Here is a 24,349-nt window from a genome sequence, read left to right on the forward strand (position 1 = left end):
GGGGGGCGCAGCAGGTGCGGGGGGAGGGCGGGGCGGCCGCCTTCGGCGCTCTCGGCGCGGTGGTAGCAGCGGGTGAGTTCGCCGCCGCTGCCGAGGAGTTCGTCGATCTGCCGGACGAGGCGGGGGGTGGCGCGACGGACGCCGTGTTCGAGCCGGCTGACGGCGGTGTGGTCGTAGCCGACGGCGGTGCCGAGTTGGGCCTGGGTCCAGCCGGCGTGGCGGCGCCAGTGGCGCAGCAGTGCGCCGAATTCCTGCCAGCTTCCGCCGTCCGGCAGTTCGACCGGGTTGGGTGCGCCCAGCATCCGCCGACACCTCCCCCGCGTCCGGTCCTGTTCCCGTAGCGAGACGGTACCGGTCCCGACCGGCCCCGTACATGGCGTGGTCTGTACCTCTTCTCTGCCATCGCCCTTGCTCGGGCCCTTGTCCGGCCCTGTCCGGGCCGGTTCGCGACCCTTGCTGACGTGACGCCAATTCCCTTCTAGATCAACGCATTTGACGGGACTTGCCATTCCGTGCCGGGGATCGTCAGGTCCGTTGACCGGGCCATGGCGGCGGTGTGAGGGTTCCGGGCACCCCCACACCCGAGGAGCTGAGGAGCTCTGATGAAACGCAGACTGCTGACCGCCGGCACCACCCTGGCCGTGCTGGGAGGCATGCTCGGTGGTTTCGCCGGACAGGCGAACGCCGCGCCTCCCCCCGCACCGCCGGCCCCCACCCCGCTGGCCGCCGCCGTCTCCGCCGCGGACCTGGCGGCTTCGGCCGGGCTGGACGCACTGGCCAAGGGACCGGACGAGAGTTACGAGCGCCGAGGCGTCACCCAGTTCCTGAACGGCCTGTACTCGGTCGCCTACGAGCGCAGTTACAAGGGCCTGCCGGTGGTCGGCGGCGACGCGGTGGTGCTCGCCGACGGCCAGGGCAAGGTCCGCGGCGTGCAGAACGCCGCGACCGGGCCGGTCGGCGTGCCGACCAAGGCGAAGGTGAGCGCGGCGGCCGCGGAGAAGGCGGCGCGCACGAAGCTGGCGAAGGTCGACTCGGCCGAGGCGCCGCGCCTGGTGGTGCGGGTCAAGGACGGCACCTCCCGGCTGGCCTGGGAGTCGGTGCTGACCGGTTCGGCCGGGAACCGGCCCAGCCGCCTGCACGTGTTCGTGGACGCGGTCACCGGTGAGGTGGCCGACAGCTACGACGACGTCAAGGCCGGCACCATCAACAGCAAGTGGAACGGCCCGGCGGGCCTGACCATCAACACCAGCGGCTCGGCGGGCTCCTACTCGCTGCGCGACTCCACCCGTCCCGGCCTGCAGTGTTCGGACTACTCGACCGGCCAGGTCCTCACCAAGTCCACCGACTCCTGGGGCACCGGCGCCGCCACCTCCAAGGAGACCGGCTGCGCCGACGCGATGTTCGCGGCGCAGAAGGAGTGGGACATGCTCCGGGACTGGCTGGGGCGCAACGGCCACAACGGCAACGGCGGCAGCTGGCCGGTCAAGGTCGGCCTGAACGACGTCAACGCGTACTGGGACGGCTCGACCGTCTCGATCGGCCACAGCCAGGCCAACGAGTGGATCGCCTCCATCGACGTGGTGGGCCACGAGTTCGGCCACGGCCTGGACCAGTACACGCCGGGCGGCGCCAACAACGAGGCGGGCCTGGGCGAGGCGACCGGCGACATCATGGGCGCGCTGACCGAGGCGTACGCCAACGAGCCGGCCCCGTACGACAACCCGGACTACACCGTCGGCGAGATGATCAACCTGGTCGGCACCGGTCCGATCCGGGTGATGTACAACCCCTCGCAGGTCTCCGGCAACCCGAACTGCTACTCCTCCTCCATCCCCAACACCGAGGAGCACGCGGCGGCCGGCCCGCTGAACCACTGGTTCTACCTGCTGGCCGAGGGCTCCAACCCGGGCGGCGGCAAGCCGTCCAGCCCGACCTGCAACTCCTCGTCCGTCACCGGCATCGGCATCCGGGACGCGGGCCGGGTCTTCTACGGCGGCATGCTGCTCAAGACCAGCGGCATGACGTACAAGAAGTACCGGACCGCGACCCTGACCGCGGCCAAGAACCTCGACCCGTCCTGCAACTTCTTCAACCGCACCAAGGCCGCCTGGGACGCCGTCAGCGTTCCGGCCCAGGCCGGCGACCCGACCTGCGCCGCCTCCCCGACCAGTGACTACTCGCTGGCGCTGAGCCCGTCCTCGGGCACCGTGCAGGCGGGCGGCTCGACCAGCGCGACCGTCTCGACCGCCGTCACCGCGGGCTCGGCCGCGAACGTCTCGCTGTCGGTGACCGGCGCCCCGTCCGGCACCACCGCGACCGTCTCGCCGTCCACCGTGCAGTCCGGCGGCTCGGCGACGCTGAGCGTCAACGTCGGCGCGAACACCCCGGCGGGCACCTACACCCTGACGGTGACCGGCACCGGCCCGGCCACCCACACCGCGCAGTACCAGCTGACGGTGAGCGGCGGCGGGGGCAACCCCGGCGGCTCGGCCCCGGACATCAACGTGGCCAACGTGCAGACGCACCTGAGCCAGCTGTACACCATCGCCCAGCAGAACGGCGGCAACCGCCGGGCGGGCACCGCGGGCTACACCCAGTCGCTCGCGTACGTGAAGGGCAAGCTGCAGGCGGCGGGCTACACCGTCACCGAGCAGACCTGCACCTCGTGCACCTACACCGCCAACAACCTGATCGCCGACTGGCCGGGCGGCCCGTCCGACCAGGTCACCATGTTCGGCGCGCACCTGGACTCGGTCTCGGCCGGCCCGGGCATCAACGACAACGGCTCCGGCTCGGCCGTGCTGCTGGAGAACGCGCTCGTCCTGGCGCAGCAGAACCCGACCATGAGCAAGCACGTCCGGTTCGCCTGGTGGGCCGGTGAGGAGCAGGGCCTCCAGGGCTCGCAGTACTACGTGGGCCAGCTCTCCTCGGCCCAGCGCTCGGCGATCAAGGGCTACTACAACTTCGACATGGTCGGCTCCCCCAACGCCGGTTACTTCATCAACAACGTCAACTCGGCCACCGCCGCGCCGCTGAAGGCGTACTGGGACTCGCTGAACCTCCAGCCGGAGGAGAACGTCGAGGGCCAGGGCCGTTCCGACGACTACTCCTTCCAGCAGGGCGGCATCCCGACCTCCGGCTACGCCGCGGGCGCCGACGCCACCAAGACCCCGGCGCAGGCCACCAAGTGGGGCGGCACCGCGTACGCGTCCTACGACTCCTGCTACCACTCCTCCTGCGACACCACCTCCAACGTCAACGCGACGGTGCTGAACCGGAACGCCGACGGCGTGGCGTACGCGATCTGGAAGACCTCGGTCGGCGGCACCACCACCCCGGTCAACGACTTCACCCTCGCGGTGAACCCGGCCACCGGCACCGTCCAGGCGGGCTCGGCGGCCAGTGCCACCGTCGCCACCTCGACCAGCTCCGGCAGCGCGCAGAGCGTGTCGCTGACCGCGAGCGGCGCCCCGTCCGGCGCCACCGTCTCGTTCAGCCCGTCCTCCGTCACCAGCGGCGGCAGCGCGACCCTGAGGGTCTCCACCTCCTCCTCCACCCCGGCCGGCACCTACACCATCACGGTCACCGGCACCGGCACCTCCGCCACCCACACCACCGGCTACACCCTGGTCGTGAACGGCGGCGGCACCGGCGGCGGCACCTGGGCCGCCGGGGTGGCCTACAACGCGGGCGACGTGGTCACCTACAACGGCGTCAGCTACAAGTGCCTGCAGGCCCACACCTCGCAGAGCACCTGGACGCCGGACGTCGTCCCGGCCCTGTGGCAGCGCCTGTAGCCACCGGGAGTACGTGAGCGACAGCGACAACAGCAGTCACCAGCACGACGGGTGTGCCGCGACCGGTTGGGGGACGGGTCGCGGCACACCCGCGCTCCCGTCCCCGGAGCCGGAGCCGGAGCCGGAGCCGGATGAGCGGGCGGGCGAAGCGCGTGCTGCTGTCCCTACTGATCAAGACCTTCCTGGTGCAGGTCTTCGCCATCCCCTCCGGCTTCCTGACGGGCACCCTGCGGAAGGGCGACCGGGTGACCGTCGACAAGTGCAGCCCCCGGATCCAGGCGTTCGTCCGCTCGACCACCCACCGGGCGGTGCCGAGCCCGGAGTCGTAGGGCCCCCGGCGGGCACCCCTCGGCGCCGGAGCGGGGGGCGAGAACCCGGCCCCCGCATTTGACTGACCGCTCACTCTCCTACATGCTGTCCTCATGCCCAGACCGAGGAGCGAGGACAAGCGAGCGGCGATCATGGCCGCCGCCACGCGGATCATCGCCGCCCAGGGGCTGGGGGCGGCGACGGCGGCGATCGCGAAGGAGGCCGGCGTCTCGAACGGGTCGCTGTTCACCTACTTCGACACCAAGGCGGATCTGCTGAACCAGCTCTACCTGGAGCTGAAGGGCGAGATGGGGGCGGCCGCGCTCGGCGGCCCGCCCGCGGCCGACGCGCGCACCCAGCTGCTGCACGTGTGGTCGCGGTGGATGGACTGGGCCACGGCCAACCCCCTGAAGCGCCGCACCCTGGCCCAGCTCCAGGTCTCCGACGAGATCGCGGCGTCCACCCACGAGTCCGTGCACCGGACCATGGCGGGCATCGGCGAGGCCCTGGAGCGCGGCCGGGCGAACGGCCCGATGCGCGACGCCCCGGCGGCGCTGGTGTTCACGCTCTCCAATGCCGTGGCCGAGGCCACCATCGACTACATCATCGGCGACCCGGACCGCGCCGACGAGCACAAGCGGTCCGGTTTCGACGCGCTCTGGCGCATGATCGGCTGACCCGCCCCGGGTCGGCTTCCCCGTACTCCCGCACGCCCGTTAATGACTGACCAGTCAGACAACAAAGGAGCGTCATGCCCGACAAGGCCTACGTCATCACCGGCCCCACCTCCGGCTTCGGCCGCCGCACCGCCCTCGAACTGGCCGAGCACGGCACCGTCGTACTGGTCGGGCGCGACGCCGCCAAGCTCGACGACGTGCGCAGGAGGATCGAGGGCGGCGGCGGAGCGGCCCTGACCGTCCGCTGCGACCTCTCCGACCCGGCGGGCGCGCGACGCGCCGCCGCTCGGATCGTCGAACTCGGCCTCCCGATCGCCGGCGTGCTCAACAACGCCGGGATCTTCCCCAACCGCCCCGGCACCAACGCCCTCGGCTGGGACATCGCCTACGCGACCAACCACCTCGGGCCCTTCGTGTTCACCGAGGCGCTCGTGCCCCACCTCCAGGACGGCACGCAGGTGGTGTTCGTCGTCTCGGCCGTGGAGGACCCGGAGCGCGGGGCAGCCACCGTGTCCGGCTTCCGCGGCGGCCGGTACGTCTCCGCCGAGGCGAGCAGCCGCGGCGAGTGGAAGCCCGGCGGCTCGAAACTGCCCGGCGCGGACGCCTACGCCACCTCCAAGCAGTGCAACCTGGCGACGGTGCTCGCCTTCGCCCGCGAAACGCCCCGGCTGCGGTTCAACGCCATCGAGCCCGGCTTCGCCCCCGGCACGAATCTCGGCCGCGACGCCGGCCCGCTCCTGCGCCTGCTGGCGAAGTACGTGCTCTCGCCCGTGGCCCCGCTCGTCAAGCACTGGACCAACCCGGGCACCGCCGCTCGCGTGATCACCCGGATACTCACCGACGAATCGGACGCCACCGGCGTCTACTACGACGAGAAAGGACGTCCGATGCGGGGTTCCGCGCAGGTGCACGACCCGGCGTTCAACGCGCGGGTGGTCGCCGAGACCCGCGCCCTGCTGGAGACGGCGCACGTCTGAGGAGGGCTCTCGGGCGGTCCCGCCGCCCCCTCCCCCGGTGCCCCCCGCCCGTGCGAGGATCGGCCACCATGGAGATCATCGACAGCGGTCACTTCCGCCCCGCCCCGGACGGCTCGCCCCACTACGCGGAGCACCTGAGCGTGCCCGCGCTGAGCTTCGGCACCTACTCCCTCCCCGCGGGCTGCACCGACGACCAGTCGCCGCACCTCCAGGACGAGGTCTACGTGGTCACCCGGGGCCGGGCCCGCTTCACCTCCGGCGGCCGCACCGTCGACGTCGGCCCCGGCACCTCGCTGTTCGTCCCGGCCCGGGAGGAGCACCGCTTCCACGACATCGCCGAGGACCTGGTCGCCCTGGTCCTCTTCGCCCCGGCCTACAGCGGCGTTCCCGACCCCGCCGACCTGGACTGACCGGGGCGCAGCAGGACTTCGCTGCCGACCGGGGTGAAGCCGCAGGCGAGGAAGGCGCGCAGCGAGCGGGCGTTGCCGGGGGCGACGGCGGCGAAGAGAGGGGTGCCGGCGGGGAGCAGGGTCAGGGCGTCGCGCAGCAGGGAGCGCCCGTGGCCGTGGCCGCCGTCGCGGGTGTCGTGGAGTTCGATGCCGAGTTCGCGGCGTCCGGCCGGTCCGGTGGCGAGCGTGACCAGTCCGCGTTCGTCGCCGTGCACGGTGACGTCGGTGCGCAGGCCGTGGGCGAAGCGGACGCGCGGGTGGTCGTCGAGGCCGTGCAGGGTGTCGAGCCGGGGTGGGCCGCCGGTGGCGCGGGCGGTGAGGGTGGCGTCGGTGACGCCGATCCAGCCGTCGGGCCCGGCCAGGTGCAGCAGGAAGGCGGGGGCGAGCGATCCGCCGTAGCCGTCCGCGCCGGCTTCGGCGACCCGGCGGGCGTCGAGCGCGGTGGCGAGGACGGCGTGCCCGGTGAAGGCCACCGAGCACTCCAGGCCGCCGGGCAGCGGCGGCAGCACCGTCACCCGGCCGTCGGCGGGCGGGAAGCGGCCGTCGGCGGCGGCCAGGAAGTACGCCAGCAGCGGGTGCGGGGCGGCGGGCACGGTCGGGGACGCCTTTCTCCGGCCGTACGCGGGGCGGGAGTCGCCGCGCGGCGGGCCGACGGTGTGCCTGCGACCTTATCCGGCGGGCCCGCACCTCCTCGGTGCGGGCCCGTCCGGGCCGGCGGTGCGTCAGGACACCGGGGCGTGGACCCGTTCGACCTGCTGGGTGCCGGTGCGGGTGCGGTAGGAGCGGGCCCAGCGGCTGGTGGCGTCGGCCCGGGTGCGGTCGGACAGCACGTAGTAGTCCATCTGGGCGCGGTCGGCGGTGATGTCGAGGACGCCGTAGCCGTGCGAGTCCAGGTCGGTCCACTTGACGTGCCGGTTGGCGGCCTGGATGGCGGCGGAGGCGACCAGGGAGAGCGTGCCGGGGGCGACCTCGAGGATGTCGTCGATGTTGTCGCTGGTGACCGAGGTGACCACGAACTCGGTGGCGGCGCTGCCCGAGGCGGGGTAGGTGGCGGCTTCGAAGGGGACGTCGCAGGCCCAGGCGGAGTGGATGTCGCCGGTGAGGAAGACGGTGTTGGTGATGCGGTGGTCCTTGAGGTGGCCGAGCAGTTCGCGCCGGTCGTGGGTGTAGCCGTCCCACTGGTCGACGTTGACGGCGAGGCCCTCGCCGGGGAGGCCGAACAGCTGGGCGAGCGGGCGCAGCAGGTAGTCGGGCACCGAGAGGAACGCCACCGGGGAGATCATCACTTCGTTGCCGACCAGGCGCCAGGTGGTGTCGGAGGCGGCCAGTCCGGCCTTGAGCCAGTCGAGTTGGGCCCGGCCGGTGATGGTGCGGTCGGCGGAGTCGACCGCACCGTCGCCGATCGTCGCCTGCTGCGAGCGGAAGGAGCGCAGGTCGAGCAGGTGCAGGTCGGCGAGCTTTCCGTAGCGCAGCCGCCGGTAGGTGGTGCCGGCCACGGACGGGCGGACCGGCATCCACTCGAAGTAGGCCTGCTTGGCGGCGGCGACCCGGGCGGCCCAGTCGCCCTCGGTGCCGGGGGTGTGGTTCTCGGCGCCGCCGGACCAGGCGTCGTTGGCGAACTCGTGGTCGTCCCAGATCGCGACGGTGGGGACGGCGGCGTGCAGCGCCTGCAGGTCGGCGTCGGTCTTGTAGCGGCCGTGCCGGGTGCGGTAGTCGGCGAGGGTGACCGTCTCGTTGGCGGGGGCGTGCGGGCGCACCACGGTGCCGCGGGCGGCGTACGCGCCGGTGGCGTACTCGTAGACGTAGTCGCCGAGGAACAGGAAGGCGTCCAGGTCGCCGCGGGCGGCGAGGTGGCGGTAGGCGGAGAAGTAGCCGGCCTCCCAGTTGGCGCAGGAGGCGACGCCCAGGCGCAGCCGGTCGAGGGCGGCGTCGGTGGCGGGGGTGGTGCGGGTGCGGCCGACGGGGGAGGCGGCGCCGTCGGTGGTGAAGCGGTACCAGTAGGCGGTGTCGGGGCGCAGGCCGCGGACGTCGACCTTGACGGTGTGGTCGGTGGCGGCGCTGGTGGTGACGGTGCCGGTGGCGGCGACGGAGGTGAAGTCGCGGTCGGTGGCGATCTGCCAGCGGACGGCGGTGTCGGGGCCGAGTCCGGAGCCGGGCGCGGCGTCGGCGGTGGGGGTGAGGCGGGTCCACAGCAGGACGCCGTCGGGCAGCGGGTCGCCGGAGGCCACGCCGTGCAGGAAGCGCGGGGTGTCGGCGGCGTCGGCGCGGCCGGCGGCGGCGGTGAGCGGCAGCGCGAGGGCCCCGGCGGTGAGGGCGGCGGCCTGGATCACCCGGCGGCGCGGCGGACGGGGGCCGGCGGCGGCGGTCGCGGTGGTGCCGGGCGCGGTGGTGCTGGTGGATTCGGTCACGTCACATGAGACTTACCCATGGGTAATGACTTGTCCAGAGCGCGGTCTGACTGTTCGTCATCCCTTCACCGCGCCGACGCCGCCCCGGCCGCCCGCCGGTCACAGCCGGTCGGCGTCGAGCACCGCCCGGACGAACTCGCCGGGCGCCTCCTGGGGCAGGTTGTGGCCGACGCCGTCGACGGTGCGGTGCAGGTAGGGCCCGGCGAACCGGTCGCGGTAGGCGCGTCCGTTGCCGGGGGCGGTGAACGGGTCGAGGGCGGGGTCGAGGGCGACGGTGGGCACGGTGATCACCGGCCGGTCGGCGAGCCGCCGTTCGTCGGCGTCGTAGCGGCGTTCGCCGCCGGCCAGGCCGAGCCGCCAGCGGTAGTTGTGTACCACGATCTCGGGGTAGTCCGGGTTGTCGAAGGCGGTGGCGGTGCGGTCGAACACCCGCTCCTCGAAGCGCCAGGTGGGCGAGACGGTCTGCCAGACCAGTCGGCACAGGTCGCGGCGCAGCCGGCGGTCGAGCAGGGCGCGCCGGCCGCGTTCGGTGGAGAAGTAGTACTGGTACCACCAGGCGTGCTCGGCCTCGGCGCCCAGCGGGTCGGCCTGGGCGTGGACGTCGGTGATCAGGTAGCCGCCGACCGACACCAGCGCCTTGACCCGTTCGGGGCGCAGCGCGGCGACGATCGCGGCCGTCCGGGCGCCCCAGTCGAAGCCGGCCAGCAGGGCGCGGCTGATCCCGAGCGCGTCCAGCAGGGCGACCAGGTCCCGGGCGACGGCGGCCTGTTGGGCGTTGCGCGGGGTCTGTTCGGAGCGGAAGCGGGTGCGGCCGTGGCCGCGCAGGTAGGGCACCAGGACGCGGTAGCCGCGCGCCGCGAGCAGCGGGGCGACCTCGGCGTAGCTGTGGATGTCGTAGGGCCAGCCGTGCAGGCAGACCACCACCGGGCCGTCGGGCGGGCCGCACTCCGCGTAGCAGACGTTCAGGTCTCCGGCGGCGACCTGCATCAGCGTCCAGGGCACGGCCAGGCCGTCGGAGAGCACCGGGCCGTAGGAGGCCGCGCGCGGCGGGACGACGTACGCGGGCACGGGGTAGGCCGGTTCCGGGTAGCCGGGTTCCGGGTAGCCGGGTGCCAGGTAGGCCGGTTCGGCGTGCGACGGCATCAGGTAGGGCGGCGGGTAGGCGGGCGCCGCGTACGCCCGGCCGCCCGAGGCGGTCGCGAAGAGTCCGGTGCCGGCCGCGACCCCCGCCCGGTGGAAGCTCCGCCTGTCCATCCGTCTGCCCTCCGCCCGCACGCACGCCGTCCGTCGTTCCGTCAGCAAGCATGCCGGACAGGGGGGTTGACCAGGACGAAGACGCGCCGATCGGACATTTCGGTCATTCATGGGTGCAAATGCCCCAAACCGTCCGCGCGATGCCTCCGCGCGGACGGTTCGGGGCCGAACGGCGCGGCGTTCAGCAGCCGTTGAGGACGTTGGTGAGGGCGGTCTTCTCGGCGCTGTCCACGGCGAGGTGGTAGTAGTACTTCACCTGCACCCAGGCGCGGACGTAGGTGCAGCGGTAGCCGGTGACGGAGGGCAGCCACTCGGCCGGGTCCTTGTCGCCCTTGGCCTGGTTGACGCTGTCGGTGACGGCTATCAGCTGGGGGCGGGTCAGGTCGTTGGCGAAGGCCTGGCGCTGGGCGGTGGTCCAGGCGGAGGCGCCGGAGTCCCAGGCCTCGGCGAGCGGCACCACGTGGTCGATGTCGAGGTCGGAGGCGGCGTGCCAGGTGGCGCCGTCGTACGGGGAGTACCAGGTGCCGGAGGTGGCGGCGCAGTTGGCGTCGGTGACCACGCCGGAGCCGTCGCGCTTGAGGACGGTCTCGCGGGTGTTGCAGGCGCCGGAGATGGTGATCCAGTGCGGGAACAGGTCGCGGCTGTAGCCGGTGCGGTTCTCGGCCTTGACGGTCAACTGGCCCAGGTAGCTGCGGGCGGTGGCGGCGGAGACCGGCGTGGGCAGTGCGGCCTGGGCGGTGCCGGTGCCGGCGGTGACGGCTCCGGCGGCGAGGAGGGAGGTGGCGGCGACGGCGGTGAGGCGGCGGAGGAAACGATTCGGCACGGGGGCGCTCCTGGGCTCGGCCATGGGGTGGGAGGCGGTGCCGGGCCAGACTGGCAGCCGGGTGTCTATGCGGGTAGATGTCGAGCCGTGAAGATTGCATTACCGTCGTATGGCGATATCTGCACCCGATGTGAACGTCCGTCGCCGGACGTGTCCGGAGCAATTCCTCCCGTGAACCCCAACTACGCGGCGGAGAAAGCCAGTTGACGTCCAGTCGGGCGCTTCCCGATCACCCCTTGACCGCCCCCGGACGGTGATCTACCTTCGTGCCTCGCCACGAGTTCCGGAGCGCGACCCCGCCCGACCGGACCGACCACGACCGGGAGGACGAGGGTGCCCACGGCTCTGTACAGCCGCCGCCACATCGACCTGCTCCTGGTCTCCAGTTCGCTGTGTAGGTGAGCCCGCAGGCACCACCGCCGCCGCTCGGCCCCGTCCGGCCCCGGCCAAGTCCCGCCCGCCCGGCCCGCGCCCGTCCCGCGCCCGCCGCCGCCCCGCGCACCGCGAAACCGGAGAACCACCATGCCCGAGACCGCCGCCCGCAACGGCAGTTCGACCAGATCCGCCGGACCCGCCGGACCCGCCCCCGCCCGCCGCCGCCTGGCCGCGCTCGCGCTGAGCACCGCCGTGCTGGCCGGCACCGGGGCCTGCACCAGCGCCAAGTCCGGCGGGAGCGGCTCGGGCGACGCCGCCGCGCCCGCCCTCACCATCGGCACCACCGACCAGGTCGTCAGCCTCGACCCGGCCGGATCCTGGGACGCCGGCTCCGGCACCATCGCGGACGAGGTCTACGCCCCGCTGCTCAGCGCCCCCAACGGCACCTCCGACGTCGCGCCGAACCTGGCCGCCGAGGTCGAGCTGACCGCGCCCACCCGGTACACCGTCACCCTGAAGCCGGGCCTGAAGTTCGCCAACGGCCACGACCTGACCTCGTCCGACGTCAAGTTCAGCTTCGACCGGCAGCTGCGGATCGCCGACAAGAACGGCCCGTCCTCCCTGCTGTACAACCTCGCCTCGGTCGACGCGCCGAACCCCACCACCGCGGTGTTCACCCTCAAGACCGCCAACGACAGCCTCTTCCCGCAGGTGCTCTCCACCGGCGCCGGCTTCGTCCTGGACGAGGAGGTCTTCCCCGCCGACAAGGTCCTCGACGACGACGCGGTGGTCAGGGGCCGCCCCTGGAGCGGCCCGTACGGCATCACCAGCTACGCGAAGAACTCGCTCGTCGCCTTCGAGGCCAACGGCGCCTACCGGGGCCGGCTGGGCACGCCGAAGACCTCCCGGGTGCGGCTGAAGTACTACACCGACCCGAACAACCTGAAGCTGGACGTCCAGCAGGGCGGCATCGACGCCGTCTACCGCACCCTGCCCGTCGCCGACCTCCAGGACCTGTCCGGCAAGCCCGGCGTCAGCGTCCACACCGGCTCCGGCAACGGCATCCGCTACCTGGTCTTCGACTTCAAGTCGCAGCCCTACGGCAGCGCGACCGGCCAGGCCGACCCGGCCAAGGCGCTGGCCGTCCGGCAGGCCGTCGCGCACTCCGTCGACCGGGCCCAACTCGCCTCCCAGGTCCACAAGAACACCCTGGAGCCGCTCTACTCCTCGGTGCCGGACGGCATCACCGGCGCCACCCCGTCGTTCAAGAAGCTCTACGGCGACAAGAACGGCGGGCCCTCCAAGGACGCGGCCGCCGCGGTGCTAGCCGCCGCCGGGGTGCCCACCCCGGTCGCCCTCCACCTGCAGTACAACACCGACCACTACGGCTCCTCCTCGGCCGACGAGTACGCCCTGCTCAAGACCCAGCTGGAGGCGACCGGCCTGTTCGAGGTCGACCTGCAGTCCACCGAGTGGGCCCAGTACGGCAAGGACCGGGTCGCCGACCTGTACCCGGTCTACCAACTCGGCTGGTACGCCGACTACCTGGACGCCGACAACTACCTCGGCACCTTCTTCTCCCCGGACAGCTGGGTGCACAGCGGCTACACCGACCCGGCCGTGCAGGCGCTGATCAAGCAGGAGCAGACCGAGACCGACCCGGCCGCCCGCACCCGGCAGCTGGAGCAGGTGCAGGACGCCACCGCCGCGCAGGTGCCGCTGCTGCCGCTGCTCCAGGGCTCCACCGCCATCGTCACCCGCTCCGACGTGCGGGGCGTGCCCGAACGGCTGGACAGCGCCTACCGGTTCCGCTGGGCCGAGATCAGCAAGGGCTGACCGCAGCCGCCCCCGCTCCCCGAGGAACCACGCCATGACGCTCGCCCCGCCCCTGGGCGGACGGCCCGGCGGACGGACCGACGGGCCGCGGCGCGGCCCGGGGAGCGGAGCACGGGCCGTGCTCCGCTCCCCGCTGGCCCGCTACCTGGCCGTCCGCCTGCTGCTCGTCGTCCCCACCGTCCTGCTGCTGCTCACCGCCGTCTTCTTCCTGATGCGGGCCACCGGCGACCCGGTCACCACCGCCTTCGCCGACCGGCTCACCCCCGCCCAGCTCCAGCAGAAGCTGCACGCGGCCGGCTACGACCGGCCGCTGCTCACCCAGTACCTGGACTACCTGCGGCAGACCGCCGCCGGTGACTTCGGCCGCACCGCCACCGACAACCGGGCCGTCACCGAGGTGCTGCGCACCTACGGCGCCGCCACCCTCGAACTCGCCTGCTGGGCACTGCTGGTGGCCGTCGCGGTGGGCGTCCCGCTGGGCGCGCTCGCCGCCCGGTACCGCGACCGCGCCCCGGACGCCGTCCTGCGGCTGGCCGCCGTGCTCGGCTACGCCACGCCGGTGTTCTTCGTCGGGCTGCTGCTCAAGCTGGTCTTCGCGGTCGGCCTCGGCTGGCTGCCGGTCGCCGGCCGCGCCTCGGTCCGGACCGAGCTCCGCCTCCAGGACCTCGCCGACCCCACCGGCTTCTACCTGCTGGACGCGCTGCGCAGCGGGGACGGCGCGGCCGCCGCCGACGTGCTGCGCCACAGCGTGCTGCCCGCCCTGGCGCTCGGTCTGCTGCTGGCCGGGGTACTGCTGCGGCTGGTGCGCACCCACCTGATCGCCACCCTGGACGCCGAGTACGTCGAGGCGGCGCGCTCGCGCGGCGTCGGCGGCCTGCGCCTGCTCACCCGGCACGCCGCCCGGCCCGCGCTGGTGCCGGTGGTGACGGTGCTGGGCCTCCAGGTCGCCGGCCTGCTGGGCGGCGCGGTGCTCACCGAGACCACCTTCGAGTGGAAGGGCCTGGGCTACCAGCTGGCGCACTACCTGACGGTGCGCGACTTCGCCGCCGTGCAGGGCATCGTCGCGCTCTTCGCGGTGGTGGTCGCGGTGGTCAACTTCCTGGTGGACGCGCTGGCCGCACTGATCGACCCCCGGGTGAGGTACTGATGACCGCTCGCCGACGAGGTCTCTCCCGCCTGGTGCCACGCCTGGTGCGGAACAGCGCCGGCCCGCAGCGCGCGATGCTGCTGACCGGGGCCGCGCTGACCGCGCTGCTCCTGCTGGTCGCGCTCCTCGCGCCCTGGCTGGCCCCCTGGGGGCACGCCCAGCTCCAGGACGGCGGCACGCTGTTCGGCGCGCAGCGGCCGCCCGGGTCCGGCCACCCGCTGGGCACCACCGCCGGCGGCTACGACGTGCTGGCCCGCACCCTGTGGGGCACCCGCACCGCCATGGCCGTGATCGGGCTCTCGCTGCTGCTGTCGGTGCTGCCCGGCACCCTGCTCGGCCTGGTCTCCGGCTACCTGGGCGGCTGGACGGACCGGCTGCTGGTGGGCGTCGCGGACGCGCTGTACTCCTTCCCCTCGCTGCTGCTGGCCATCGTGATGTCGGTGGTGATCAGCGGCGGGCGCTCCAGCCTGGGCGGCGGGCTGACCGCGGCGGCCTGCTCGGTGGCGCTGGTCTTCGTGCCGCAGTACTTCCGGGCGGTGCGCGCCGAGGTGCTGCGGGTCAAGGCCGAGCCGTTCGTGGAGGCCGCCCTGGTGATCGGCACCGGCCACCTGCGGATCATGTTCCGGCACGTGCTGCGCAACTCGGTGCGCTCGCTGCCGCTGCTGCTGACCCTGAACGCCGCCGAGTCCGTCCTCACCCTGGCCGGCCTGGGCTTCCTGGGCTTCGGCATCGAGCCGAACTCCGCCGCCGAATGGGGCTACGACCTCAACCGCTCGGTCTCCGACGTCACTTCGGGCATCTGGTGGACGGCGCTCGCCCCGGGCGCCGCCACCGTCCTGACCGTCCTGGGCGTCACTCTGCTCGGCGAGAGCCTCGACGACCTCTCCGACCCCCGGCTGCGCCGCCGCCGCGCGCCCGCCCCGGCGGCCGACGTGACCACCGCGAAGGAGCGCGCCCGTGCCTGAGGAACTGCTGCGGATCGAGGACCTGCACGTGTCGTTCGCCACCGACGGCGGCCGGGTGGACGCCGTGCGCGGCGTCGACCTGGCGGTGGCGGCCGGGAGGCGCTGGCGCTGGTCGGGGAGAGCGGCAGCGGCAAGAGCGTCACCGCGCGCAGCGTGCTCGGGCTGCTGCCCGGCTCGGCCGCCGCCCGGGGGCGGGTGCTGCTGGAGCACGGCGGCGGCCCGGTGGACGTGCTGGGCGCGGGGCCGCGCACCCTGCGGGAGCTGCGCGGGACGGCGGCGGCCATGGTCTTCCAGGAGCCGTCCACCGCGCTCAACCCGGTCTTCCCGATCGGCTGGCAGCTCGCCGAGGGCCTGCGCGCCCACGGCCTGGGCAGCCGGGCCCGACGCCGGGCCCGGGCGGTCGAGCTGCTGGAGCAGGTCGGCATCCCCGACCCCGAGCGGCGAGCCGGCCACTACCCGCACCAGCTGTCGGGCGGCCAGCAGCAGCGCGCCGTGATCGCGATGGCGCTGGCGCTGGGCGCCCGGCTGCTGGTCGCGGACGAGCCGACCACCGCGCTGGACGTCACCGTGCAGGCCGAGATCCTGGACCTGCTGCGGCGCTGCCGGGACGAGTCGGGCGCCGCGCTGCTGCTGATCACCCACAACATGGGTGTGGTGGCGGACCTGGCCGACCGCGTCGCGGTGATGCGGGCGGGCCGGATCGTCGAGCAGGCCCCCGTCCGGGAGCTGTTCGCCGCGCCGGAGCACCCGTACACCCGTCAACTGCTCTCCTCGGTACCGGACTTCGGGGCCTCCCCGGCGCGCCCGGAGCGGCCCGCCGGGGCGGTGGCGGCGGCGCCGGTGGTCGCGGCGCGCGGCCTGGTGGTCGAGTACCCGGGGCGGTGGGGGCGGCCGCCGTTCCGGGCCGTGGACGGGGTCGACCTGGAGATCGGCGCGGGCGAGGTGCTGGGGCTGGTCGGCGAGAGCGGCAGCGGCAAGACCTCCCTGGGGCGGGCCGTCGCCGGGCTCACCCCCGTCGGCGGCGGCACCCTGACCGTGCTGGGCGAGACGCTGCGCCCCGGCTCGCGCCGCCGCCCGGGCCGGAGCGGGCGGCTGGGCTTCGTCTTCCAGGACCCGGCGGCCGGCTTCGACCCCCGGCTGACCGTCGGCGCCTGCGTGGCCGAACCGCTGCGGGTGCACCGGCCCGAGCTGGACGGCGCCGCCGTCGCCGCCCGGGTGCGCGAACTGCTGGAGCAGGTCCGGCTGCCGGCCGACACCGCCGGCCGGCACCCGCACGAACTCAGCGGCGGCCAGCGCCAACGCGCCTCGCTGGCGAGGGCGCTGGCGCTCGACCCGGAGCTGGTGATCGCGGACGAGCCGACCTCGGCGCTGGACGTCTCGGTGCAGGCCAGGGTGCTGGAGCTGTTCACTCGGCTGCAGCGCGAACTCGGCTTCGCCGCCCTGTTCGTCAGCCACGACCTGGCGGTGGTGGAGCGGGTCGCCGACCGGGTCGCCGTGCTGCACCGGGGCCGGGTGGTGGAGTCCGGGCCCACCGCCCGGGTGCTCGGCGCGCCCGAGCACCCGTACACCCGGCGGCTGATCGACTCGCTGCCCGTCCCCGACCCCGAGCGGCAGGCCCGGCGCCGCGCCGCCGCCCTCCCGCACCGGCAGACAGGAGCCGCCTCCCGATGAGCAGCCACCACGACACCGTCCGGGAGGTCCTGCGCCGCACCCCGGTGTTCGACGGCCACAACGACCTGCCGGTCGCCCTGCGGGCCCGGGCCGGCGGCTCGGTGGAGGGCCTGGACGGGCTCCGGCCGGAACTGCACACCGACACGCCCCGGCTGCGCGCGGGCGGGGTGGGCGCGCAGTTCTGGTCGGTCTACGTGCCCTCCGACCTGCCCGAGCCGGTGGCGGCGGTGGCCACCCTGGAGCAGATCGACCTGGTCCACCGGCTGATCGCCCGCCACCCGGAGCACCTGCGCCCGGCCTTCACCGCCGACCAGGTGGAGGCGGCCTTCGCCGAGGGCCGGATCGCCTCGCTGCTGGGCGTCGAGGGCGGGCACTCGCTGGCGTCCTCGCTGGGCGTGCTGCGCGCCTACGCGCGGCTGGGCGTGCGGTACCTGACGCTCACCCACAACCACCACACCCCGTGGGCGGACTCCGCGACCGACCCCGGCTCCCCCGGGGTCGGCGGCCTGTCCGCCGAGGGGCTGGCCGTGGTCGCCGAGCTGAACCGGATCGGCGTGCTGGTCGACCTCTCGCACACCGCCGAGTCCACCCAGCGCGCCGCGCTGGCCGCCTCCACCGCGCCGGTGCTCTTCAGCCACTCCTCCTGCCGGGCCGTCGGCGACCACCCGCGCAACGTCTCCGACGAGGTGCTGGCGCTGCTGGCGGCCAACGGCGGGGTGGTCCAGCTGACCTTCGTGCCGGACTTCGTCTCCGCCGAGGTGGCCGCCTGGCGGGCCGCCTTCGCCGCCGAACGGGAACGCCTGGACCTGCCCGCCCCGGCCTGGTCCTGGCCCCGGCACCCGGCCCCGGGCGAGGACCCGTCCGCCGTCGCCGCCGAGTACGCCGCCGCGTCCGCCGCCGGCCCCGGCGCGCCCCCGCCCCCGGAACTGCGCCGCTGGCTGGACGCCCACCCGCGCCCCGAGGCCACCGCCGCCCAGGTCGCCGACCACGTCGAGCACGCCCGCGAGGTCGCCGGCCTCGCCCACATCGGCCTGGGCGGCGACTACGACGGCGTCGACCGGCAGCCCGCCGACCTGCCCGACGTCGCCGGCTACCCGGTGCTGCTGCGCGAACTGGCCGCCCGGGGCTGGTCGGTGGCCGAACTGGAGGCGCTCACCGGCCGCAACGCGCTGCGGGTGCTGCGCGAGGCCGAACGGCGGGCCGAGGAGCCGCTCTGGCCGCGCGGCTGACCGCGCGGCGCCTCCGCCCCTCCCACCTGCCGGAACGCGCCCGGTACCCTCGGCCGCGAGACGGAAGGCGGGTGGCGTGGAGATCACGGTGCAGTGGGTCAGGACGTCCTGGACGAAGCGTTCCCGGGGCGGGGAGGCCGCCGTCCGCCTGGGCTTGCACGAGCGGGACGGCCGGCTGCGGGTGCTCCCGGACATCGATCCGCTGTACGGTCTGCCGCCGCGCCAGCGCCGCCCGCCCGCGGTGCGCCTGCTGCCGGGCCAGTGGGTCCGTCGGCAGCTCAACCACCGCTTCAGCAGCGCGGCCGGCGTGCGGGACTGGTCGTACCGGCTGGACACCTTCGACGTCGGCTACGGGCCGGTGGACGCCGGGGCGTTCCGCTCCGCCCCGACCGTCCTGGTCGACCAGCGGGGCCCGGTGCGCTGACCCGTCGGCCGGGTTATCCGGTTGACCGGGGCCGGGGACGCCGCACATCATCCCGGCATGGAGCCGGAGTTGTTGAACGTGGTGGACGTCGAGGCCACCTGCTGGGAGGGGCAGCCGCCGCCCGGCCAGGTCAGCGAGATCATCGAGATCGGGCTGACGGTGGTCGACCTCGCCGCCCTGCGGCGGGTCGGGCGGCACCGGATCCTGGTGCGCCCGCAGCGCTCGGCCGTCAGCGACTTCTGCACCGGCCTGACCGGTCTGACGCGGCGCGAGGTGGCGGGCGGCGTGCCCTTCGCCGAGGCCTGCCGGCTGCTGGCCGCCGAGCACGCGGCGGGCCGGCGCCCCTGGGCGAGCTGGGGCGACTACGACCGGCTGCAGTTCACCCGCCAGTGCCGGGCCACCGGCGCCGCCTACCCGTTCGGCCGCCGGCACACCAACGCCAAGGCGGTCTTCACCGACGCCCGCGGCCTGCGCAAGCGCCCCGGCATGGCCGCGGCCCTCGAACTGGCCGGTCTCCCGCTGGAGGGCCGCCACCACAGCGGTGCGGACGACGCCTGGAACATCGCCGCCCTCGTCCTCTCGCTGGCCCGGACGGACGACTGGACCGAGGCTCCGGCCGCCGGCCACCGCCCCTGACGGCCGTCCCCGGCCCCGGCGGGCGGCCGCGCGCACCGTGCCGGCCGGCGCCCCGGGGCCGAGGTGCGGGCTCCGGGGCGCCGGCCCTGGCGCGGGGGGTGTCAGGCCCAGGGCTGGGCGGTCAGCCAGGAGGTGTCCTCGCTCCAACTGGCGTCGCTGTCCCAGGTGTTGCCGCCGACGCCGTCACCGGCGACGTAGCCGGTGTAGGCGTAGTGGCGCAGGAAGCGGTTCGGGTAGTTGGACGACTGGAAGGAGAAGCCCTGTCCGCTGTGTCCGGCCTGGAGGCAGAAGGTGGCGTCCTGGTTGAACAGGGCGGTGCCGTCGGAGGCGGCGGTGTGGAGCTGGAAGCCGTAGTGGCGCAGGTACTGGCCGGGGGCGGCGGCGGACTCGAAGGACAGGCAGGAGCTGTTGGCGAGTCCGGCGCGGACGATCCAGGTGGCGTCGCTCTTGTCGGCGGCGGAACTGCCGGAGGTGATCGGGGAGATGGCCACGGTGGCGTCGGCGTTGTGGCGCAGGTAGTCGGCGGTGCAGCAGGCGGTGGTGGCCTTCAGGGAGACCCGGGCGCCGGGGGTGAGGGCGCTCGAAGTGATGTTGGCCGCACGGTAGTTGGCGGCGGTGATGTTGGCCTGGACGGCGTTCTCGGTGGCGTCGGAGGGGTAGCCGGAGGTCATCACGCCCTCGTAGAAGGTGCCGCTGGAGGACTTGCTGTTGTCGCCGCCGATGCCGAGGATGATCGCGCCCTCCTTGTGCATCGGGTTGTAGCCCGGGACGTTGGGGCGCGGACCGCTGTAGTAGGTGGACAGCGCGCCGGACTGGGCGTTGCCCGCCTTGATCGCCCACAGGTTGGGGGCGCCCTTGACGATCGCGGTCAGGAAGCGGTGGCTGACGCTGGGGTCGTTCGCGTTGTAGCCGGCGTTGACGCCGGAGAACAGGCCGTTCTCCAGGTCGGCCATCACCCAGGGGCCCTTGCCGGTGCCGGAGCCCCAGATGGTGCTGTCGCCGAAGTAGATGGCCTCCATGTGGCCGTTGCCGGTGTCGAGGTTGTTGGTCTCGGCGTTGCCGTAGTCGAAGCAGCAGCCGCCGCCGAAGTGCGTGCCGTCGAGGATCGCGTACATGCCTTCGGGCTGGTCGCCGGTGGCGATGCCGTTGGTGTGGTTGTTGCGGTAGCCGGTGCCGGCGGCCACGTAGACGCCGTACGCCTTGTGGCCGGCGACGGTGACCGGTGCGGCGGTGGCGGGGGCGAGGTTGTCCGGTCCGGGCGCGGCGCCGCCGGCGGGGGCCTGGGTGAGGTGGTTGCCCTTGCCGGACTGGTCGTAGATGACGGTGATGACGCAGGTGGTGGCGGAGCAGAAGGCGTCCTGGGCGGCGGCGTTGGCGTAGCCGCCGGTGCTGAGCACGCCGATGTCCTTGGTCGCGCCGTCGGAGGCGCGGCGCACCTGGTAGAGCGCGCCGCCGTACCCGCCGTACAGGGCCCGGGTGGTGGAGTGCGCCGCCACGCAGGGCGTCCCGCCGGAGGCGTAGAGGTCGCACGGGCCCTGGGTGGCGGCCTGCGAGGCCGTCTCGGTGCCGGCGATCAGGGCGGCGGTCAGGACCGCGGTGGTCCCGGTCGCGAGGAGGGCGCGCCGGGCACGGCGCAGCCAGGTCTGAGCAGCCAAGGGTGGACTCCTTGCTGAGGGGTGGGGGTCGGGAGGTCCCGAGGAGACGGCCGTCACGAGGTCCCGGGGCCTGGGCCGTCCGTGCCGGGCAGGAAGCGACTACGTTTTGTTAGCGCTAACATTTTGCCCTGACGACAGCTCAGACCACTGGGACCGAAGGGGATTTCGGCTCAGTGGCGACCGGGCATCACTATGGTGAACCGTCGCGACCCCGTCAAGGCTTCCGACCGGACTCGCCCGTGGGCGGCGCATCCCCTTGCCGCCGGCGTTTGTTATCGCTCACAATGCCCTGCCGGCATCGGTTCCCGGTGTGCGCCCCGAGCGCCGCGCCGACCTGGCTCCCCCTGCCGGGCTCACCCGCCGGGCTCACTCCGCCGCCGGTCGACGCGGGCCGTGCGCCCCGGGGACGTCCCGGGTGTGCGCGGCGGCGAGCAGCCGGTAGCCCTCGCCGTTGGCCCGGATGCCGGCCCGCTCCTCCTCGGTGAGTTCCCGCTTGACCTTGGCGGGGACGCCGGCGACCAGCGAACCGGGCGGCACCCGCATGCCCTGCGGGACGACCGCGCCGGCCGCGACCAACGAACCCGCGCCGATCCACGCGCCGTTGAGGACGGTGGCGCTCATCCCGATCAGCACGTCGTCCTCGACCGTGCAGCCGTGCAGGACGGCGTTGTGGCCGACCGAGATCCGCTCACCCAGGACGGCGGGGAAGGACGGGTCGGCGTGGACGGTGCAGTTGTCCTGGATGTTCGTCCCGGCGCCGACGGTGATCCGCTCGGCGTCGCCGCGCAGCACCGCGCCGTACCAGACGCCGGCCCCGGCGGCGACGGTCACCGCGCCGACCACCACCGCGCCGGGCGCGACGAACGCTCCGGGGTCGACCTGCGGGTGCAGTCCGCCGACGGCGGCGATCAGGGGTTCGGCCACGGGGGCACCTCCGGTGCGGGACGGGCGGGCTGACGGGGCGGCGGGTGCCGCGCCGGGGCCCAGTCTTCCGTACCGGGCGGTAACCCGGCCATCGGGGTCCGCCCCGTCCGAGCGACCGCGCCCCTGCCGTCGCCGCCGGGGGACGGCCTCCCCTGCCGTCGCCGCCGGGGGACGGCCTCCCCTCCCGAGCACCGGGGCCGGCAGCGGATCAGCGGGCCCCGCCGGCGGCCGCCGCGCCCATGGCCGCGCGCCCGCCCGGCACGCCGGCGCTCCCGGCTACCGGCCGGGCTTGGGCGGCCAGTGGTCGAGCGGGAGCGGGCCCCGGGAGCGGACGGTGCGGATGGCGAAGGTGGAGCGGGCGTCGCGGACCGGGCCGACGGCGAGGATCTCGTCCAGCAGGACCTGCTCGTAGGTGGCCAGGTCCGGCACGGCGATCTCCACCAGGAAGTCGGCCTCGCCGGAGACCACGTGGCAGGCCACCACGGCGGGGATCGCGCACAGCGACTCCTCGATGTGCCGGGAGGTCTCCCGCGAGTGCTGCTCGACCCGCAGCGCGACGAACACCGTCAGCCCCAACCCGACCCGGTCGCGGTCGAGTTCGGCCCGGTACCCGGCGATCACCCCGTCCGCCTCCAGCGCCTTGGTCCGGCGCAGCGCGGAGGAGGGCGAGAGCCGGACGGCCTCGGCGAGGTCGACGTTGGGAGTCCGGCCGTGGCGCTGGAGGTGCGCCAGGATGGCCCGGTCGATGCGGTCGTACTGGGGGCTCGATGACATGCTGCGCACCCTAGTGCCACGCCGGACGGATCCGCCCCCGTTCGGCCGTTTCCCGGCACTGCGTGCCGCCGATACGCCACCGCACGGCAGGATCGGCCACGCCGATCCGCGAAGCCCCGGCAGGATCCACCACCACCGTATCTGCCGTCCCCGCCCCGGCCCCGGCCTCCGCACCCCCTCCGCCCGGGCCCGCCGACGCCCCGGCGCGTTCTCCGCCCGCCCCGCGCCCTCCGTCCTCTTCCGCCGCCCCGGCAGCCACTGCCCTCTTCCGCCGTCCCGGCAGCCACTGCCGCCGGACCGCCGCTCGGCGGCAGGATCTGCCGCCGACGCCCCTGCGCGGAGCGTTCTTCGCCAGCGGGTGCCGCGCGATCCGGGCCAGGATCGGGGCATGTCCGACACCGCGTCAGCACCCCGTCCCCGCCCGTCCGTCCGCTCCTCCTCCCGGCCCTCCTCCCCCGGCGCGCTCTCCACCGCCGGGGCGTCCGCGCTGTACATCGGCGCGCTGCTCGGCCCCAGCCTGTTGCTGCTCCCGGGGCTCGCGGCGCGCGCGGCGGGCCCGGCCTCACTGCTGGCCTGGCTGGTGCTGTTGGGGCTGTCCGGCCTGATCGCGACGGTGTTCTGCGCGCTCGGCACCCGGCTGGGCTCGGCCGGCGGGGTCGCCGGGTACACGGCCGCCGGGCTGGGCGCGCGGGCGGGCCGGGCCGCCGGGTGGTGCTTCCTGGCGGGGGTGGTCGCGGGCGCGCCGGTGGTCTGCCTGATCGGCGGGAGCTACGCGGCGGCGGCCGTCGGCGCCGACGGGAACGCGGCCGTCCGGGCCGGGCTGGTGCTGCTGGCGCTGGTGCTGGCGGTCCGGCTGCTGGGGGTGCGGACCGGGGCGGGGCTCCAACTGGTGCTGGTGTCCGGGCTGGTGGGCCTGGTCCTGTTCGCGGTGCTGGGGTCGGCCCCGACCGCCCGGGCCGCGCACTGGACGCCGTTCCTGCCGCACGGCTGGGCGGGTGTCGCGCGGTCCGCGCCGCCGCTGATGTTCGCGTTCGTGGGCTGGGAGGCCGCCGCCTCGCTGACCACCCGGCTGCGCGACCCGCGCCGCCAGCTGCGCCGGGTGGTGCTGATCGCCTTCGCCGTCACCTCGCTGCTCTGCCTGGGCCTGGCGGCCGCGACGGTGGCCGTGCTCGGTCCGGGCGCGGGCGGCTCCGTCCCGCTGGCCGACCTGATGCGCGCCGCGCTCGGCCCCCGGGGCCCGCTGCTGGCCGCCGGCGCGGCGGTGGTCCTCACCCTGGCCGCCACCAACACCTACCTGACGGGCGCCGCCGCCCTGCTGGACGCCCTGCTCCCGTCCGGGACGGCATCCGGCCGGCGCGGCTCGCTCGCGGTGGTGGCGGCCACCGCGTTCACCGGCGTCGCGCTGTTCGCCCTGGTCGGGACGGGCGTCCTGACCACCGCCCAACTGGTGGCCGTACCCACCGCGCTCTTCCTCGTCGTCTACCTGACCTGCACGGCCGCGGCGGTCCGGGTCCTGGACGGCGTACCGCGCCTGGCCGCCGCCGTGAGCTGCCCGGCGGTGCTGGCGCTGCTGCTCGGCACGGGGTGGCCGGTGCTCGCCGCCGCCGGGGTGGCGCTCACCGCCGCAGCCCTCGATCGAACTGGCGACCGCCCCTCGTCCGCGCATTCCGCCGCAGGTCGGCAGGGTTCACCGACCAGTGGGGTTTGACCGCGAACGACTACCGCGCGCCAGACGGACGGTCCGATGATCGGGCGATGGACCATGCCCCGGGCGATTACCTCCCGCCGCTGCCACCACTGCCCGCGCCGCCACCGCTCCCCGCCCTGCCGTCGCTCTCCCAGCTCTGCCCGCTCCCCCTGCCGCACCACCCACCGTGGCACTGGCACTGGCACTGCCACACTCCGAAGCCCACGCCCACGCCATCCCCGACACCCACTCCCACTCCCACTGCGCACCCGACCCCGACACCGACACCGACCCCCACCGCCCCCGCCACCCCGCACCCGACACCACCGCAG

20 protein-coding genes and 1 pseudogene are annotated in these 24,349 nt (G+C 74.4%); 13 read left to right on the forward strand and 8 right to left on the reverse strand.

Annotated features, from left to right (window positions below; all coding sequences use genetic code 11):
- Positions 1 to 302, reverse strand: a 302-nt coding sequence (locus OO48_RS39115; RefSeq protein WP_167346494.1) for a helix-turn-helix domain-containing protein, incomplete at its 3' end; no start/stop codon positions are given.
- A 300-nt stretch (positions 303 to 602) separates the two neighbouring features.
- Here OO48_RS39115 and OO48_RS31575 point away from each other — a divergent pair.
- The 5 genes from OO48_RS31575 (at position 603) to OO48_RS31595 (ending at position 6,170) form a co-directional block, all read left to right on the forward strand.
- Positions 603 to 3,797 carry a M28 family peptidase gene (locus OO48_RS31575; protein WP_033222577.1) on the forward strand — a complete coding sequence of 1,065 codons (3,195 nt, stop codon included), beginning with the start codon at positions 603 to 605 and terminating at the stop codon, positions 3,795 to 3,797.
- Between the two features lie 131 nt (positions 3,798 to 3,928).
- Positions 3,929 to 4,126 carry a S26 family signal peptidase gene (locus OO48_RS41085; RefSeq protein WP_033222579.1) on the forward strand — a complete coding sequence of 66 codons (198 nt, stop codon included), beginning with the start codon at positions 3,929 to 3,931 and terminating at the stop codon, positions 4,124 to 4,126.
- Between the two features lie 93 nt (positions 4,127 to 4,219).
- Positions 4,220 to 4,783: a TetR/AcrR family transcriptional regulator gene (locus OO48_RS31585; RefSeq protein ID WP_033222580.1), complete on the forward strand. Its 564-nt coding sequence runs from the start codon at positions 4,220 to 4,222 to the stop codon at positions 4,781 to 4,783.
- A 74-nt stretch (positions 4,784 to 4,857) separates the two neighbouring features.
- On the forward strand, positions 4,858 to 5,760 hold the full coding sequence (locus OO48_RS31590; RefSeq protein WP_033222581.1) for an SDR family NAD(P)-dependent oxidoreductase: 903 nt from the start codon (positions 4,858 to 4,860) through the stop codon (positions 5,758 to 5,760).
- A 68-nt stretch (positions 5,761 to 5,828) separates the two neighbouring features.
- Positions 5,829 to 6,170, forward strand: coding sequence for a cupin domain-containing protein (locus OO48_RS31595; RefSeq protein ID WP_033222582.1), 342 nt, complete (start codon positions 5,829 to 5,831; stop codon positions 6,168 to 6,170).
- Here the strand turns inward: OO48_RS31595 and OO48_RS31600 are convergent.
- The 4 genes from OO48_RS31600 to OO48_RS31615 all read right to left on the reverse strand — a co-directional run bounded on the left by OO48_RS31600 (position 6,134) and on the right by OO48_RS31615 (position 10,718).
- Positions 6,134 to 6,802 (reverse strand): GNAT family N-acetyltransferase, encoded by a 669-nt coding sequence (locus tag OO48_RS31600; protein ID WP_033222584.1) that lies wholly within the window; start codon positions 6,800 to 6,802, stop codon positions 6,134 to 6,136. The genes OO48_RS31595 and OO48_RS31600 overlap by 37 nt on opposite strands.
- Positions 6,803 to 6,931: 129 nt before the next feature.
- The gene (locus OO48_RS31605) at positions 6,932 to 8,617 is read right to left on the reverse strand and encodes an alkaline phosphatase D family protein (protein ID WP_033222586.1); all 1,686 of its coding nucleotides are present in this window, start codon (positions 8,615 to 8,617) and stop codon (positions 6,932 to 6,934) included.
- A 99-nt stretch (positions 8,618 to 8,716) separates the two neighbouring features.
- Positions 8,717 to 9,871, reverse strand: coding sequence for an alpha/beta fold hydrolase (locus OO48_RS31610; RefSeq protein WP_033222588.1), 1,155 nt, complete (start codon positions 9,869 to 9,871; stop codon positions 8,717 to 8,719).
- A 181-nt stretch (positions 9,872 to 10,052) separates the two neighbouring features.
- Positions 10,053 to 10,718 carry an HNH endonuclease family protein gene (locus OO48_RS31615; protein WP_106970465.1) on the reverse strand — a complete coding sequence of 222 codons (666 nt, stop codon included), beginning with the start codon at positions 10,716 to 10,718 and terminating at the stop codon, positions 10,053 to 10,055.
- 498 nt (positions 10,719 to 11,216) lie between these two features.
- On the opposite strand from OO48_RS31615, the gene OO48_RS31620 reads away from it, so the two are divergent.
- From OO48_RS31620 to OO48_RS31650, 7 genes and pseudogenes are all read left to right on the forward strand, one after another.
- Complete coding sequence (locus tag OO48_RS31620) at positions 11,217 to 12,905, forward strand: ABC transporter substrate-binding protein (protein WP_051733246.1); 1,689 nt, start codon at positions 11,217 to 11,219, stop codon at positions 12,903 to 12,905.
- A 118-nt stretch (positions 12,906 to 13,023) separates the two neighbouring features.
- A complete protein-coding gene (locus tag OO48_RS31625) occupies positions 13,024 to 14,052 on the forward strand; it encodes an ABC transporter permease (RefSeq protein ID WP_051733248.1) in 1,029 nt (342 codons plus the stop codon).
- Entirely contained in the window at positions 14,052 to 15,017 is a 966-nt protein-coding gene (locus OO48_RS31630; protein WP_051733249.1) for an ABC transporter permease, read from the forward strand. Before OO48_RS31625 ends, OO48_RS31630 begins: the two co-directional genes overlap by 1 nt.
- Positions 15,010 to 16,688 (forward strand): annotated as a pseudogene (locus OO48_RS34675) (dipeptide ABC transporter ATP-binding protein). The gene OO48_RS31630 and the pseudogene OO48_RS34675 overlap by 8 nt, the downstream one beginning before the upstream one ends.
- Positions 16,685 to 17,917 carry a dipeptidase gene (locus OO48_RS31640; protein WP_033222592.1) on the forward strand — a complete coding sequence of 411 codons (1,233 nt, stop codon included), beginning with the start codon at positions 16,685 to 16,687 and terminating at the stop codon, positions 17,915 to 17,917. The pseudogene OO48_RS34675 and the gene OO48_RS31640 overlap by 4 nt, the downstream one beginning before the upstream one ends.
- Before the next feature lie 76 nt (positions 17,918 to 17,993).
- A complete protein-coding gene (locus OO48_RS31645) occupies positions 17,994 to 18,341 on the forward strand; it encodes a hypothetical protein (RefSeq protein WP_033222593.1) in 348 nt (115 codons plus the stop codon).
- Positions 18,342 to 18,398: 57 nt separating this feature from the next.
- Positions 18,399 to 18,977, forward strand: coding sequence for a 3'-5' exonuclease (locus OO48_RS31650; protein ID WP_033222594.1), 579 nt, complete (start codon positions 18,399 to 18,401; stop codon positions 18,975 to 18,977).
- A 101-nt stretch (positions 18,978 to 19,078) separates the two neighbouring features.
- Here the strand turns inward: OO48_RS31650 and OO48_RS31655 are convergent, their stop codons facing one another.
- From OO48_RS31655 to OO48_RS31665, 3 genes are all read right to left on the reverse strand, one after another.
- Positions 19,079 to 20,632 (reverse strand): alpha-L-arabinofuranosidase B, encoded by a 1,554-nt coding sequence (locus tag OO48_RS31655; RefSeq protein ID WP_033222596.1) that lies wholly within the window; start codon positions 20,630 to 20,632, stop codon positions 19,079 to 19,081.
- A 366-nt stretch (positions 20,633 to 20,998) separates the two neighbouring features.
- Positions 20,999 to 21,556 (reverse strand): gamma carbonic anhydrase family protein, encoded by a 558-nt coding sequence (locus tag OO48_RS31660; RefSeq protein WP_033222597.1) that lies wholly within the window; start codon positions 21,554 to 21,556, stop codon positions 20,999 to 21,001.
- 276 nt (positions 21,557 to 21,832) lie between these two features.
- The gene (locus OO48_RS31665) at positions 21,833 to 22,330 is read right to left on the reverse strand and encodes an Lrp/AsnC family transcriptional regulator (protein WP_033222598.1); all 498 of its coding nucleotides are present in this window, start codon (positions 22,328 to 22,330) and stop codon (positions 21,833 to 21,835) included.
- Between the two features lie 388 nt (positions 22,331 to 22,718).
- Between OO48_RS31665 and OO48_RS31670 the strand changes: the two genes are divergently transcribed.
- Complete coding sequence (locus tag OO48_RS31670; protein WP_245194879.1) at positions 22,719 to 24,038, forward strand: APC family permease; 1,320 nt, start codon at positions 22,719 to 22,721, stop codon at positions 24,036 to 24,038.
- The last annotated feature ends 311 nt before the right edge of the window (positions 24,039 to 24,349 follow it).

It is taken from the genome of Kitasatospora phosalacinea, assembly GCF_000716545.1.
GTDB lineage: Bacteria > Actinomycetota > Actinomycetes > Streptomycetales > Streptomycetaceae > Kitasatospora > Kitasatospora phosalacinea.

Bases quoted from the DNA above. Each gene is read 5' to 3' on its own strand.
- OO48_RS31620 (WP_051733246.1), top strand. From the start codon at position 11,217: ATGCCCGAGACCGCCGCCCGCAACGGCAGTTCGACCAGATCCGCCGGA.
- OO48_RS31585 (WP_033222580.1), top strand. From the start codon at position 4,220: ATGCCCAGACCGAGGAGCGAGGACAAGCGAGCGGCGATCATGGCCGCC.
- OO48_RS31630 (WP_051733249.1), top strand. From the start codon at position 14,052: ATGACCGCTCGCCGACGAGGTCTCTCCCGCCTGGTGCCACGCCTGGTG.
- OO48_RS31650 (WP_033222594.1), top strand. From the start codon at position 18,399: ATGGAGCCGGAGTTGTTGAACGTGGTGGACGTCGAGGCCACCTGCTGG.
- OO48_RS41085 (WP_033222579.1), top strand. From the start codon at position 3,929: ATGAGCGGGCGGGCGAAGCGCGTGCTGCTGTCCCTACTGATCAAGACC.
- OO48_RS31610 (WP_033222588.1), bottom strand. From the start codon at position 9,871: ATGGACAGGCGGAGCTTCCACCGGGCGGGGGTCGCGGCCGGCACCGGA.
- OO48_RS31590 (WP_033222581.1), top strand. From the start codon at position 4,858: ATGCCCGACAAGGCCTACGTCATCACCGGCCCCACCTCCGGCTTCGGC.
- OO48_RS31615 (WP_106970465.1), bottom strand. From the start codon at position 10,718: ATGGCCGAGCCCAGGAGCGCCCCCGTGCCGAATCGTTTCCTCCGCCGC.
- OO48_RS31595 (WP_033222582.1), top strand. From the start codon at position 5,829: ATGGAGATCATCGACAGCGGTCACTTCCGCCCCGCCCCGGACGGCTCG.
- OO48_RS31670 (WP_245194879.1), top strand. From the start codon at position 22,719: ATGTCCGACACCGCGTCAGCACCCCGTCCCCGCCCGTCCGTCCGCTCC.
- OO48_RS31665 (WP_033222598.1), bottom strand. From the start codon at position 22,330: ATGTCATCGAGCCCCCAGTACGACCGCATCGACCGGGCCATCCTGGCG.
- OO48_RS31640 (WP_033222592.1), top strand. From the start codon at position 16,685: ATGAGCAGCCACCACGACACCGTCCGGGAGGTCCTGCGCCGCACCCCG.
- OO48_RS31575 (WP_033222577.1), top strand. From the start codon at position 603: ATGAAACGCAGACTGCTGACCGCCGGCACCACCCTGGCCGTGCTGGGA.